The following is a 13333-nucleotide window of genomic DNA, read 5'->3' as shown; positions in this document are numbered from 1 at the left end:
GATCATGTTGCTGACGCCCTTGGAAAAGGGGCGAAGGTCGTTACCGGCGGAAAGCGCCATGCGCTTGGCGGGACATTCTACGAACCCACGGTGCTGACAGGTGCAACGCAGGCAATGAAGGTTGCCCGTGAGGAAACCTTTGGACCGGTCGCCCCACTTTTCCGGTTTGAAACGGAAGAAGAAGCCGTTGCCATGGCGAACGACACCGAGTTTGGTCTGGCGGCCTATTTCTACACCGAGAATGTCCGCCGGACATGGCGTGTCGCAGAAGCGCTCGAATACGGCATGGTGGGCCACAATACCGGCCTCATCTCCAATGAAGTCGCACCATTCGGTGGCATGAAGCAGTCCGGCCTGGGCCGCGAAGGCTCTCACTACGGCATCGATGAATATCTGGAAATCAAATACCTGTGCTCGGCAATCGGCTGAGATCACGCTGGGAGGATCAAATGACCATCAACCCTTTCGAATTCCGCACCGTTCCCTCCATGCAGGTTGCTTGGGGGGGTGCTCAGCGCCTCGGAGAGATTCTTTCCGGCAGGTTCCAGGCGCGCAAGGCACTTCTCATTACCGATGCAGGTCTCATCAAGGCTGGCCTCATCAAACCGATTGCCGACGCTCTGACCGCTAGCGGCTTCAGCGTCACGATCTTCGACAAGGTCGTTGCTGATCCGCCAGAGCACATCGTTGCCGACTGCGTCGAGTCCGCAAGGCAGATCGGGGTCGATATCGTCATCGGTCTTGGCGGGGGCTCCTCGCTCGATATCGCCAAGCTGGTAGCGGTTCTTCTGGTGTCCGACCAGACGCTTGCAGACATGTACGGCATCGGCAACGTCAAGGGATCGCGTCTGCCGCTGGTGTTGGTGCCGACCACGGCTGGAACCGGTTCGGAAGTGACCAACATCTCGATCATCACCACAGGTGAAACCACCAAGATGGGTGTCGTTTCTCCGCAGCTTTACGCCGATTTCGTTCTTCTCGATGCGGAACTGACTGTGGGTCTGCCGCAGGTTCATACCGCGGCTACCGGTATCGACGCCATGGTGCACGCGATTGAGGCTTACACCAGCAAACACAAAAAGAACCCGCTATCAGATGCTCTGGCGCGTGAGGCGTTACGCCTGCTTGGCGCAAACCTGATCGCCGCCTGCAAGGATGGGACCGATCGCAAAGCCCGTGAAGGCATGCTGTTGGGGGCAACATTGGCAGGTCAGGCTTTCGCCAATTCGCCGGTGGCTGCCGTTCACGCGCTCGCTTATCCGCTGGGTGGCCACTACCACGTACCGCATGGCCTTTCCAACGCCCTGATGCTGGGACCAGTGCTGCGTTTCAACGCCAAGGCTGCGGCGTCGCTTTATGCCGAGCTTGCCGATGTGCTCGGCGTGCCGGGCGAGGGTGATACGGCGATGCGTTCGGACGCCTTTGTCCGGCATATGGAAAAACTGATGGATGAAAGCGGTGCGCCGCGGCGCCTTCGTGATGTCGGCGTGACGGACAACACCCTGGCAATTCTTGCTTCCGACGCCATGAAGCAGAGCCGCCTGCTGATCAACAATCCGGTCGAAGTCCGCGAAGAGGATGCACTCGCGCTCTATCGCGAAGCTTTCTGATCCATTTCTTACACCAACATCTTCAGTCCCAAGGGAGGAAAACGAGTGACCGATATCAGACTTTATATGCTTCAGTCAGGTACCCTGAAATGCAAGGTACACAACATCAAGATGAACCAGGGCAATGGTGCGGACTATGAGATTCCAGTCCCATTTTTCCTGATTACCCATCCCGATGGGCACACCGTCATCGACGGTGGCAATGCGATCGAAGTCGCGACCGACCCGCGCGGTCACTGGGGCGGTATCTGCGATGTCTATTGGCCGGTTCTGGATAAGAACATGGGCTGCGTTGACCAGATCAAGGCGCTCGGTTTCGATCCGGCCGATGTGAAATACGTCGTGCAGTCCCACCTGCATCTCGACCATACCGGCGCGATCGGTCGCTTCCCCAATGCGACCCACATCGTGCAGCGCTCTGAATATGAATATGCCTTTACGCCCGACTGGTTTGCTGGCGGCGGCTATATCCGCAAGGACTTCGACAAGCCGGGTCTGAAGTGGCAGTTCCTCAACGGTACGCAGGACGATTATTACGATGTGTACGGCGACGGCACGCTCACCACGATCTTCACGCCCGGTCATGCACCCGGCCACCAGTCCTTCCTGGTGCGCCTGCCAAACAGCAAACCGCTTCTCCTGACGATCGATGCTGCCTACACACTGGACCACTGGGAAGAGAAGGCTTTGCCTGGCTTTCTTGCCTCGACCGTTGACACGGTCCGTTCTGTTCAGAAGCTCCGCACCTATGCCGAAAAGCATGATGCGACGGTCGTTACCGGCCATGACCCTGACGCCTGGGCGAATTTCAAGAAGGCACCCGAATTTTACGCGTAAATAGAACGCGCAAGTCAAGGGCCAGATACGGCGAGGTTGCATGCAGCCTCGCCGATTTTAATCATATGAGCCAACGCAAGAAATCTGGACAAAGACTGCTTTGATCGGCCGAAATCCGCACGTCAGCAATGTGCGCTTCCGTGCCGTTGTCCGTTAATTTTCATCGTCGAGCCGATCATCAACGCGCGTCAGTGCGAAAGGGTCAAAACCCGACTGTTCCGATCCGACGCCACTGGTACCACATCGGTTGCTCCACTGATGAGGTTTCGAGGGCTCAAGACATCGTCTATCGAAGCGAGAGATGCTACCCGCCTAGTGCACGCGAAATCCTGAGTTCGCCTTTAGCAGCACGCCTATATCCGCCTCGCATCGCTTCCACTGCCTATCGTGCCTGGGATTGCGCGATGACAGGCCAGCGTCCGGGACTGTCGTTCACATCATGAATGCTCCATGGTCAAGAATCTGTTTGCATACTATCCAGGCAGTATGTAAAGTGAGCTTATTGAGTTGGAGGAAAACCATGGACGCTGAGAGCCTTGAAGAATTCCGCGCCGTACTGCGACGGTTCGCAAATAATAAAATACAATTACATGCCGCCGCCTATGATAGGGAGGCTCGTTTCCCAGAAGAAAGCCTGATTGCTTTTAAGGAGTTGGGGCTCGTATCGCTTGCTTTTCCCGAGAGCGACGGTGGTCAAGGCGGTGATGTTTTATCGCAGGCTTTGGTACTGGAAGAGCTGGCTCGAGTGTGCGCAACTTCATCGCTCACCTTGATGGTAATCTGGGCGGGTTTGGTCCCGGTTAGCCGTCATGGATCCGAGGAGCTTCGCAAAGAGGTAATCGCACCGGCTATGGACGGTGACGTGGTCGGCTCGATTTGCCTCACGGAGCCTGCGGGTGGCTCTAACCTTTTTGCGCTCAAGACGGCCGCAGTGAAGGTTGATGGTGGGTGGGTGCTGAATGGACAAAAGCGCTACATCACCAACGCTACTCGTTCGGATTGGTACACTGTCCTTGCGCGGAGCGGCGAGAAGCAGCTTGGTCTATTCGCAGTTCACAAGGATGATGAGGGCGTCTCCTTTGGAAGCCGCGAAAGCAAGATGGGCATTAAGGGCAGCCCGACCGCTGACGTAATTTTTGATAACTGCAAAATCCCTGAACATCGCGCAATCGGTGATCCGTCGCAGGGCTACCGCTACATCACCGATTCGCTGACCTGGACGCGGGTCCTGATCGGTGCTCAGGCGCTCGGGATTGCCCAAGGCGCGCTCGAGCAGGCTGTCCGCTATACGTCGGAGCGTGAGCAATTCGGAGAGACACTATCGAGATTGCAGCTCGTACGCGGGAAAATCGCTGACATGGCAACCGAAATAGAAGCGGGGCGCTCTTTGCTTTATCGCGCCGCTGATGCCATCGATCGCGATCAGCCGGAGGCAAGAGCGCTGGCTTCCATGGCGAAGCTTTTCTGCTCGAATGCCGCGATGCGGGTCACCACCGACGCAGTCCAACTCCATGGGGGGGCGGGCTACCTAACTGACTTCCCGGTCGAGCGAATGATGCGCGACGCAAAAATAACGCAGATCTACGAAGGAGCCAATGAGATCCAGCAACTGATCATCGCCAAGCATGTTTATGATGTCTTGAGGAACCAAGCATGAGCCTGATTAATTATCTGACCCGTATCCAATTCGATTTTGGAGCATCGTCCCTCATCAGCGAGGAGTTGTCGTTGCTCGGCGTATCGCGCCCACTCATTGTTACCGATGTGGGGATAGTGAAGGCAGGCTTAATTGAGAAAATCAAAGTCGCTGCCGGCCTAAGTGCAAATACGCCACTCTATGATGGAACGCCTGAAAATCCGGATGAAAACGCTGTTCTGAAAGCAAGGGATCAGTTTCTATCTGAAGGATGCGACTCGATCATTGCAGTCGGCGGCGGTTCCTCTCTTGACCTCGCGAAAGCTGTTTCTCTTCTCGCCACGCATCATGGTGCATTGGAGCAGTACGCAGCGATCCTCGGCGGGATCGGAAAGATTACGAGAGACAAACCGCCTGTTGTGGCTGTGCCGACAACATCGGGGACGGGTAGTGAAGTCGGGCGAGCTGCGCTGATCACACTTAATGACGGACGCAAGCTCGGGTTCATTTCTCCTTACATGATCCCGGAAGTGGCGATATGTGACCCTGACCTGACGCTTGGCCTGCCGGCCTACCTCACAGCGGCCACAGGCATGGACGCGGTTACACATTGCATCGAAACTTTCTTGAGCCCGAGAGAGAACGCTCCGGCGGAAGCTATCGCGCTCGACGGGCTTGCAAGGGCAGTTCGATACTTGGAGAGGGCCGTTAAGGACGGCGGCGACCGAGAAGCTCGCCGAGAAATGATGATGGCCTCACTCGAGGGTGGATTGACTTTCCAAAAAGGGCTTGGAGCAGTGCACGGAATGTCCCATGCACTTGGGGGGTTGAAACCCTTAAGGCTTCATCATGGCACCCTCAATGCCGTGATCTTACCGTCCGTGCTTAGGTTCAATGAGCCCTATGCTGAAGAGAAATATGGACGGCTCAGAATCGCGATGGGTCTCGCAGATGGGGCAGATGTCGCAGAGGCGATCGAGCGTTTGTCACAAAGCCTCGGTCTGCCCTCCACTCTAGGTGAAATGGGCGTCCACGCGGACAGTTTGCCGTTGATGGTTGATCGCGCGATGGCCGATCACAGCACGGCAACGAACGCTCGGCCCGTAAGTGCTGAAGACTACGCCGCTCTTTTCCGGACTTGCATGGGGAGTGGGCAATGAGCGATGTCGTGCCCCGTAAAGGCCCGTTAAGCGGCGTCAAAGTTCTCGATCTGTCTCGTCTAGCTCCTGGTCCATATTGTACTATGTTGCTAGCCGATATGGGGGCAGAAATCATCGTTGTGGGGGGCGGAAGTGGAAGTCTTCCCATTGGCGCACTAGCGCGTGGCAAGACGTTCATAAATCTTGACCTAAAGTCCGAAGACGGGAAAATAGCCTTCCGCACGCTTGTGCAGGATGCAGACGTGCTCGTTGAGGGTTATCGTCCAGGAGTTGCCGCTAGATTGGGTATCGGGTACGCAGCGCTGGCCGAACTCAATCCCGGCCTAATCTACTGCTCGCTTACCGGATACGGGCAAAGTGGACCGCTTTCACAGGAGGCTGGACACGATATCAATTACTTGGCTCTCTCTGGAGCACTAGGCGCATTTGGTCCTTTGAATGAAGCTCCGATGCTTCCACTCAATCTCCTAGCGGATTTTGCGGGAGGGAGCCTTTTCGCAGTCATAGGCATCCTTGCGGCACTAAACGAGAGAGGCACATCCGGGAAAGGGCAGTATATCGACGCAGCGATGGTGGATGGCTGCCTGTCACTAATGACGATGCATTTCTCTGATTGGGGACAACCAGTCCTTCCGGCAAGGGGGGATGGGCTTCTTACCGGAAGCGCACCATTCTATAGATGTTACGCCTGCTCTGATGGAAAGTTCATTGCAGTAGGGGCGTTGGAGGATAGGTTCTTTTTCAATCTTTGGAATGCCCTTGGTTTTGAGGATGAAGCACCGCAACACCTTGATCGACGCTCTTGGGCCTCCATGACCCAAAGGTTCACTACCGCGTTTATGCTGCGAAGCCGTGATGAGTGGGTATCTCATTTCCGTGGAAAGGATGCTTGCGTGTCGCCTGTTCTGGCACCCGATGAGGCGCTTAACTATCCCCACAACGCGCACCGCCATCCCTACGCAAAGCCTGGCGTTGCGGTTGAAGCCCCATTGATGGCGCATTCGGTTGAGCCAGTGCCGGTCGAGGATAATACGGATCGTTCGCGAGCTGTGCTGTCACGGGCAGGGCTAGCAGATGAAATCGTCGATGGGGCTATCCCAAAAGACCTCTTGATCACGGGATTAAGTTGGCCACCGATGTGAAGCAAATGGGGTGGCATCAAAATATGTGTTAGGTTGCCACCTCAAAACGACTCACGGAAGGTAGACAATTCGAACAATGGTGGCTCATCGAGCGGCGAAAGCCAAAATCAATAAGAAAGCACTGCTCCGCGAAGAAAGCATTCAGCGACTTACGCGAGCCGCTTTCGGGCTCATCGTAACTAAAGGTTATCACGCCTGTACCCTCCAGGAAATTGCATCGACAGCGGGCTTTACGAAAGGCGCGGTGTTTTTCTATTTCGAGAGCAAGGAAAACATCCTTCTTCATCTCTTGGACATCGCAGAATCCCATATAGTCGATACGCTTATAGAACACGTGAAGGGTCTGAAGTGTCCTGCTCCTGAAAAAATCGCGGCATTCTTCAAATACGCATCGAAGCAAGGGATCGATCGGCCTGATGAGCTTCTCTGTCTGATAAAAATGTCAATCGAAAGCCGCGATGGTACTGATCTGGCGGATCGCCGTGTTAGAGAAATATATCAGCGGATATATGACCTGCTCGAGGAAGTTGTCGAGGATGGCAAAAAGGCGGGCGAACTGTCTTCGACTTTGCCTACCAAGGAATTCGCTACTTTAGTTGTTGCCACTCACGATGGGATGATGCTGGAATGGCATCGTCGGGGAGGCGGTATAGATGGCCGTAGATTTGTCGCGACTGTCTGGAGTACGTTCTTAAATGGTATTCTCGTTCGTAGCCCCGACAAATGATATCTGATATCTCGAGCTCCGACCGTCCGTCGGAGCCCAGTGAACAACGGCAATTTATCTCGTAATCCGAACTCTATTTGGGTTGAGCGGACCTATAAAGATCTTTCAGTCGTATCCCGGACGCTTGTCGATCCCATGTCTCTTCAGAGATACCAGATTCGCGTAGTTCGCGCTTTCTTACTTTGTTTGTAGAAGTCCTCGGCAGGCTCTCACGCATTTCGATGTACCGTGGCATCATAAAGTGCGGCAGACGGTCCGCGAGGTAGCGCAAAACATTTTCAGGTGTTTCGCCTGCGTCTGCGACGATGCATAACTTTATATCGTCATCACTTTCCATGCCTGACGGCACGCCCACTGCTGCTGCCTCACGGATGCCTGGATGCGAGAGAGCTGCCTGTTCAATGTCGAAAGAGGAGATATTCTCGGAACGCCGGCGGATTCTATCGTGGAGGCGGTCGACAATGAAGAAGTTCCCGCGTTCATCTCGCCATGCGGCGTCTCCCGTGTGAAACCAAAGATCACGCCAAACTTTCACCGTTGCTTCGGCATCGTTCAAATATTGCAGCATCATGGTTCCGGGGTGCTTTGGTCTAACGACCAGTTCGCCCACTTTCCCGTTGGGCAAAAATTTGCCGGTATCTGGATCGGTGATCTCGACGTCGAACCATTCAGTCATCGCGACACCGCATGAGCCGGTTTCACGAGTGCCATCAAGCGAGGTCCAGCATGGACACGTGATCTCTGTCATTCCCCACATTTCTATCCCTTTGAGACCGAAACGCTCCTCGAAAGCTGATCCTAGAGATTTCGGGATCGGACAACACATCAATCTCTTCAAAGAGTGGCCGTCGTCGAATGGCGTTCTCGGCCTTTGGTTTATCATTTCAATCATTGGACCGTGAGCGATGCTGATCGTAACGTCAAATTCGCGAACAGTTTCAAGCCACGTAGCTGCTTCAAAGCGCTTGTCGAGCACGATACTCGCGCCAGCCACGAAACTTGCGAAAACACCCATGAACTTCCCGGCGATGTGGTTCAACGGATGAACGCACAAGAACACGTCGTCAGCGCAGAGACGCGTATTGAGAATGACCTGCTGTGCGAGCATGCAAACTTGGCCATAGGGCATTAGAACGGCTTTGGATGGGCCAGTCGTGCCTGACGTGAACATGACTGCACACGGATCTAGTGGCGTGACATGTACTTTGTCCCAATCCAGAGGTGCCTCATCGAGAGCGTCTTTATAGCTGTAAAAAATGAAGTCTATCGAAGGGTCAGGTGCTGGTAGGGCGCCGTCGACCAGAATCACTGGAAGCCCGTCCAATCCGCCGTATGCATTTTGCAAATCTCGCAGGCACTCCTGCTCAGTGAGGATCACTCGTGGTCGAGCTGTGCTTAGAACATGCTTTAACGGATCTCCGAGCAGGTTCGAGTTGATGCTTGCGTCGACTGCACCGAGTAGATTAGCAGCCAACCAGCCATGAAGTGCCGCTATTGTGCTCTTACAGAAAATCGCAACATGGTCACCTTTTCTCACGCCAATTTTCGCGAGAAAACTGGCAAGAGAACGAGCCTTCCCGATAAACTCTCCATAGGTTTCGGTGTGACCATTCAATTCCGTAATGAACGTCTTGTGAGGCACCCGGCTTTCGTGAAGACGGGCCACATGAGGGGTCGTCCAATTCTCGAAATCACCGAGCGGTAGTTTGGAAAAGTTCGGTGCCATATCTCATCCTCCCAGTAAGAAAGCTTTCTAGCATTACACATCAGGTTGCGCGACACGGCAAACACAGACTATTGACTTACACATACCATACGGATAGTATTTTTGAATAGATGACGCTATGAATTTTAGGGGTGTAAATGAAATGCCTGTAGTGCCCGGTGCATTGAACGGTATCACGGTCCTGGAGCTTGGCATGGTAATGCAGGTCCCTCTCGCTGGGCAGATGCTAAGCGACCTTGGTGCCAGGGTTATCAAGGTCGAGCGGCTGCCTCCGGGCGAGATACTTAGAACCCTTGATCCGATCGCATTGGAGCAGGGTGGCATGAGCGCCTATTATGCAGCTCTCGGGAGGAACAAAGAGAGCGTCTCCCTCGATTTGAAAACGGCTGCCGGAAAAGACATCCTCATGAAAATGGTCGAGTCCGCAGATGTTGTACTCCACAATTTTCGCCCAGGTGTCATGGAGCGTTTGGGCTTCGGTTACGAAGAGCTTGAGAAACTGAATCCCCGCATTGTCTATGCGGTCGGCTACGCATTTGGTGATGTTGGTCCGATGGCACACATGCCTGGGCAGGATATGCTTGCCCAAGCTTATAGTGGCCTTGCTCGAAGTGGTCTCTCGGATGATCAAAAGCCGAACTTGGCGAATTCGCCATATATCGATTACCTGACAGCTTTGACTCTCACTCAGGGGATACTTGCTGCAATAGTTGAGCGCGAGCGTTCGGGAAAGGGGCAAAAGGTCTCCACATCCCTGTTGGCCACCGCGGTATCGGCTCAGATTCTCGAGGCAGCGACGCTTTCAATGCATGGAAAGAGGACGAGTTGGTCCAAGCAATCGATTCTCCTACCCACCTCTGACGGATGGGTTCTTATCTTGACGCTATTTCGAGATAATCCTCTTCAGGGAATGTGCCGTGCGTTTGACATTGAGGACTTGAGCAAAAAGGAGCAGTTCTCCACGCACGCGCTGCAGGTCGCTGGATTACAGGAAATTGGCTCACTGCTCGCACCGATTGTCAATAATATGGCTACCGCTGAATGCGTTTCCCGCCTCTCTAAGGAAGACGTGCTTTGCTCACCGGTGAATACGCTTGAGGAAGCTATAGATTCCGAACAGGTAAAACAGAACGAGATGCTTTGGGATGTGGACGTTCCTGGCTACGGCAGCGTGAGGCTAGTGGGCAATCCACTCAACCTGTCACGGACGCCTTTGAGGATTGCTACGGTGCCACGACATCTTGGTGAAGACACTCAAGATGTGCTTCGGGAACTGGGGTTTCCAGCAGAGACGGTCGAAGAGTTTCGTAGCTCCGGAGCAGTTCATTACTGACAGGACGCTTTAGGCTGCGCGGAAAAGATACTATCCGGATAGATTGAGGAGGATGACATGGCGGATATGGTTGGTAAGCAGGACATCAAGATTTGGCAACCCGCGATGCAGCGGATGATTTCGCGTATCGACGCAACGATTGAAATGCGATTGGACGGGTTTCCTCATTTCGCGGATCCGACGACAGGTGTTTGGACAACAACACCTGAAGGGTTTTGGACCGGGGGGTTCTGGATCGGCGAGCTCTGGTTGGCGGGTGCTTTGACCCAGCAAAAGTCGTATTCAGATGAAGCTAAGCGCTGGCTGGCGAAGCTCGAAACTAGAATCGAAAGCCAAACAGTTTTCCGGGGATTTTTGTTTTACTATGGTGCGGTTGTTGGTGCCCTTCTTCATCGGGAGCCGTTGGCGGAACGATTTGCGGCTCTGGCATCAGCGTCACTTTTGCAGCAGTACGACGGCAACGCTGGTATTATCCCACTCGGTAGCGAAGCAGAAGAAGCGCATGCCGTAGGAAATGGCGAGGCCAATATCGATGGGCTTCCCGCAACGCCGCTTATGCTATGGGTAGCGCGGCATCTTGGCGATCCGGAGATGAGGCAGATCGCACTTAACCACGCTTACAAGAGTGGCGAATTCTTCATTCGGCCCGATGGCGGTGTGGTGCAGTCTGCTTCCTTCGATCGGGGCACTGGCGTGCTGTCAAGACGTTACACCCATAAAGGATATTCAGACACCTCTATTTGGACGAGAGCTCAAGCTTGGGCGATGCTCGGGTACGCCCTAAGCGCACAGATTGAGCCGAAGGAACGTCAACTGTTGGAGCTCGCAACTAAGGTCGCTGACTGGTGGGTCGAGCACCTGCCTGACGATGGGGTTGCCTATTGGGACTTTGACGCTCCGGTGACGTCGGATACAAAAAAAGACACGTCTGGAACTGCGATCGCCTCTGCTGCTCTCTTGAAGCTCTCTGCGCTTCATCCCGATCTCAGCAAAGCATCTCAATATTCTGCCACGGCGCGACGCAGCCTCGAAGCTTTGGTCGAACGACACCTCACCGACGACGGCATTCTAGCAGACGGCTGTTTCGATCCAAAGAATGACAAAGCAGTCAACAGCGAACTTATTTGGGGCGACTACTTCTTGTTAGAATGCCTCGGAGTGCTCACTGGCCGCATCAACAGTGCGTTGTGAGGCTCTCCGTTATGGCTGACGATGCAATCTTAAGAGCCGAAAATCTCCGGATGGAATTCCGCGGATTTCACGCAGTTGACTCCGTAAATATTGCTATTAAGCGTGGCAGTATTCATGCGTTGATTGGCCCGAATGGTGCGGGCAAGACTACTTGCTTCAACCTTCTGACCAAGTTTCTGACCCCAACCGAAGGAACGATTGTATTCGACGGTGAAGACGTGACATCGAAGTCTCCGTCTGCGATCGCGAGACTTGGAATGATTAGATCATTCCAAATCTCAGCAGTTTTTCCTACAATGACAGTTACCGAGAACATTGTCGTAGCTCTCCAGCGAGCTCGTGGGCAGTCGCTGGACTTTTGGCGCAGCGATGCTGTTCTGAGATCGCTCGTTCCACGAGCCATGGCACTTGCTGAAGAGGTAGGCCTCGAACGCTTTGCCTCGACGCCAGCAGGCGAACTCTCTTACGGGAGAAAGAGAGCGCTTGAGATTGCCACTACCTTGGCGCTTGACCCAAAGCTAATGTTGCTTGACGAGCCAATGGCCGGGATGGCGGTCGAAGACATCGACCGCATCGTTGAGCTGATCCGGCGTGTTGCGGTAGGCCGGACGGTACTAATGGTCGAGCACAACCTAAAAGTCGTCTCAACGCTGTCAGACAAGATCACGGTGCTCGCCCGCGGAAAGGTGCTCGCCGAAGGGAACTATGCAAGCGTCTCTTCAGATCCACGTGTCCTAGAAGCCTATCTCGGAGCTAGCCATGGATAAGAACTCTGTTTCCAGGATAAATGACACAGTTGCCGCGACGCCTCTCTTGAGCGTGAAGGATCTGCAAGGCTGGTATGGTGAAAGTCATGTGCTCCATGGCATTACATTTGATGTATGCGAAGGCGAGGTTATTACCCTGCTTGGACGCAATGGCGCAGGCAAGACAACCACGCTCCGCGCAATCATGGGAATGCTTGCCCGTCGGACAGGGTCGATCAAACTCAAAGCGGACGAGCTAATCCATCTGAGTTCGAGACATGTCGCCCGGAAGGGGATTGCCATTTGCCCGGAAACGCGGGGCATTTTTGCAAGTTTGAATGTCGAAGAGAACCTTATGTTGCCACCTAAAGTGGCGTCAGGTGGTTTAGAAGTCGGTGAAATTTTCGATCTGTTCCCGAATCTAAGAGAGCGGATCCACAGCCCGGGCACTAAGCTTTCGGGCGGCGAACAGCAGATGCTGGCTATAGGGCGGATTCTGCGCACGGGCGCAAAAATCCTCCTTCTCGACGAACCAACTGAAGGCCTTGCACCGGTGATCGTGCAAAGCATCTGCCGGACAATTGCTCGCCTCAAAGCGCTCGGCTTCACCATTATTCTAGTGGAGCAGAACTTTCATGCTGCAGCATCAGTGGCCGACCGACATTTGATAGTCGAGCAAGGGAGAGTGATCGATGAGTTGGGGGAGGTCGAGAGTCAACAAAGCATCAAAAAGCTAGAGGCTTACTTGGGAGTTTAAACTCGGAAAATGGGAGTGAGGAGAATGAAAGTAGGAATCAAAGTTGTCGCGGCTTTTATCGCGGCGTTGTCAGCCGGAACGGCCAGTGCGGATGATGCTATTAACGTGAAAATCGGTGTTCTGAATGATAGGTCGGGCACCTACGCTGACTTATCGGGAGAAGGATCAGTTATTGCAGCGACGATGGCTGTCGAAGATTTTACATCGCAGAACAAAAGCCTGAAGATCGATATCGTCTCTGCTGACCATCAAAATAAACCTGACATCGCTTCAAACATCGCCCGCCAATGGTTTGACCAGAGCGGCGTAGACATGATTATCGATCTGCCATCTTCGTCTGCGGCATTGGCCGTCAGTGAGTTGGGAAAACAAAAAGACAAACTCGTAATAGTCTGTAAGCGCGTAGGCCACCCCACGTATCTTTAGGACTGCTGATCGGCGATTTTATTCGTGAATCATGCGGAGAAT

At 53.9% G+C, this 13333-nt stretch carries 13 protein-coding genes; 12 read left to right on the top strand and 1 reads right to left on the bottom strand.

All coding sequences use genetic code 11. The features are described 5' to 3' along the window. The 7 genes from DOU54_RS13105 to DOU54_RS13075 form a co-directional block, all read left to right on the top strand. Positions 1-429: aldehyde dehydrogenase family protein (locus DOU54_RS13105; RefSeq protein ID WP_146617359.1), on the top strand; the 429-nt coding region annotated here is incomplete at its 5' end. A gap of 20 nt (positions 430-449) precedes the next feature. After that, on the top strand, positions 450-1610 hold the full coding sequence (locus DOU54_RS13100; protein ID WP_113731371.1) for an iron-containing alcohol dehydrogenase: 1161 nt from the start codon (positions 450-452) through the stop codon (positions 1608-1610). A 45-nt stretch (positions 1611-1655) separates the two neighbouring features. After that, positions 1656-2447, top strand: coding sequence for an AttM family quorum-quenching N-acyl homoserine lactonase (attM, locus tag DOU54_RS13095; RefSeq protein ID WP_052821421.1), 792 nt, complete (start codon positions 1656-1658; stop codon positions 2445-2447). Between the two features lie 520 nt (positions 2448-2967). Next, the gene (locus DOU54_RS13090; RefSeq protein ID WP_046802460.1) at positions 2968-4104 is read left to right on the top strand and encodes an acyl-CoA dehydrogenase family protein; all 1137 of its coding nucleotides are present in this window, start codon (positions 2968-2970) and stop codon (positions 4102-4104) included. Then, positions 4101-5243, top strand: coding sequence for a 4-hydroxybutyrate dehydrogenase (gbd, locus tag DOU54_RS13085; protein ID WP_113731370.1), 1143 nt, complete (start codon positions 4101-4103; stop codon positions 5241-5243). The genes DOU54_RS13090 and gbd overlap by 4 nt, the downstream gene beginning before the upstream one ends. Next, entirely contained in the window at positions 5240-6385 is a 1146-nt protein-coding gene (locus DOU54_RS13080) for a CaiB/BaiF CoA transferase family protein (RefSeq protein ID WP_072493474.1), read from the top strand. The genes gbd and DOU54_RS13080 overlap by 4 nt, the downstream gene beginning before the upstream one ends. A 76-nt stretch (positions 6386-6461) precedes the next feature. Then, positions 6462-7112 (top strand): TetR/AcrR family transcriptional regulator, encoded by a 651-nt coding sequence (locus DOU54_RS13075; RefSeq protein ID WP_052760297.1) that lies wholly within the window; start codon positions 6462-6464, stop codon positions 7110-7112. A gap of 73 nt (positions 7113-7185) precedes the next feature. Here the strand turns inward: DOU54_RS13075 and DOU54_RS13070 are convergent, their stop codons facing one another. Next, positions 7186-8838 carry an AMP-binding protein gene (locus DOU54_RS13070; RefSeq protein ID WP_113731369.1) on the bottom strand — a complete coding sequence of 551 codons (1653 nt, stop codon included), beginning with the start codon at positions 8836-8838 and terminating at the stop codon, positions 7186-7188. Between the two features lie 118 nt (positions 8839-8956). Between DOU54_RS13070 and DOU54_RS13065 the strand changes: the two genes are divergently transcribed. From DOU54_RS13065 to DOU54_RS13045, 5 genes are read left to right on the top strand one after another with little or no spacing between them, the layout of a single operon-like run. Beyond that, complete coding sequence (locus tag DOU54_RS13065; RefSeq protein ID WP_080823570.1) at positions 8957-10171, top strand: CaiB/BaiF CoA transferase family protein; 1215 nt, start codon at positions 8957-8959, stop codon at positions 10169-10171. 57 nt (positions 10172-10228) lie between these two features. After that, positions 10229-11362 (top strand): glycoside hydrolase family 88 protein, encoded by a 1134-nt coding sequence (locus DOU54_RS13060; RefSeq protein WP_113731368.1) that lies wholly within the window; start codon positions 10229-10231, stop codon positions 11360-11362. Positions 11363-11373: 11 nt separating this feature from the next. Beyond that, entirely contained in the window at positions 11374-12129 is a 756-nt protein-coding gene (locus DOU54_RS13055; protein ID WP_046802457.1) for an ABC transporter ATP-binding protein, read from the top strand. Further along, positions 12122-12865: an ABC transporter ATP-binding protein gene (locus tag DOU54_RS13050; protein WP_046802456.1), complete on the top strand. Its 744-nt coding sequence runs from the start codon at positions 12122-12124 to the stop codon at positions 12863-12865. Before DOU54_RS13055 ends, DOU54_RS13050 begins: the two co-directional genes overlap by 8 nt. A 24-nt stretch (positions 12866-12889) precedes the next feature. After that, the gene (locus DOU54_RS13045; protein ID WP_113731367.1) at positions 12890-13291 is read left to right on the top strand and encodes an ABC transporter substrate-binding protein; all 402 of its coding nucleotides are present in this window, start codon (positions 12890-12892) and stop codon (positions 13289-13291) included. Positions 13292-13333: the final 42 nt, after the last annotated feature.

The sequence above is a fragment of the Agrobacterium sp. MS2 genome (genome assembly GCF_003261015.1).
Taxonomy (GTDB): domain Bacteria; phylum Pseudomonadota; class Alphaproteobacteria; order Rhizobiales; family Rhizobiaceae; genus Agrobacterium; species Agrobacterium pusense.
This window is presented reverse-complemented; position numbering and strand designations above follow the sequence as displayed.

Bases quoted from the DNA above. Each gene is read 5' to 3' on its own strand.
- DOU54_RS13100 (WP_113731371.1), top strand. From the start codon at position 450: ATGACCATCAACCCTTTCGAATTCCGCACCGTTCCCTCCATGCAGGTT.
- DOU54_RS13090 (WP_046802460.1), top strand. From the start codon at position 2,968: ATGGACGCTGAGAGCCTTGAAGAATTCCGCGCCGTACTGCGACGGTTC.
- gbd (WP_113731370.1), top strand. From the start codon at position 4,101: ATGAGCCTGATTAATTATCTGACCCGTATCCAATTCGATTTTGGAGCA.
- DOU54_RS13080 (WP_072493474.1), top strand. From the start codon at position 5,240: ATGAGCGATGTCGTGCCCCGTAAAGGCCCGTTAAGCGGCGTCAAAGTT.
- DOU54_RS13075 (WP_052760297.1), top strand. From the start codon at position 6,462: ATGGTGGCTCATCGAGCGGCGAAAGCCAAAATCAATAAGAAAGCACTG.
- DOU54_RS13070 (WP_113731369.1), bottom strand. From the start codon at position 8,838: ATGGCACCGAACTTTTCCAAACTACCGCTCGGTGATTTCGAGAATTGG.
- DOU54_RS13065 (WP_080823570.1), top strand. From the start codon at position 8,957: ATGAATTTTAGGGGTGTAAATGAAATGCCTGTAGTGCCCGGTGCATTG.
- DOU54_RS13060 (WP_113731368.1), top strand. From the start codon at position 10,229: ATGGCGGATATGGTTGGTAAGCAGGACATCAAGATTTGGCAACCCGCG.
- DOU54_RS13055 (WP_046802457.1), top strand. From the start codon at position 11,374: ATGGCTGACGATGCAATCTTAAGAGCCGAAAATCTCCGGATGGAATTC.
- DOU54_RS13050 (WP_046802456.1), top strand. From the start codon at position 12,122: ATGGATAAGAACTCTGTTTCCAGGATAAATGACACAGTTGCCGCGACG.
- DOU54_RS13045 (WP_113731367.1), top strand. From the start codon at position 12,890: ATGAAAGTAGGAATCAAAGTTGTCGCGGCTTTTATCGCGGCGTTGTCA.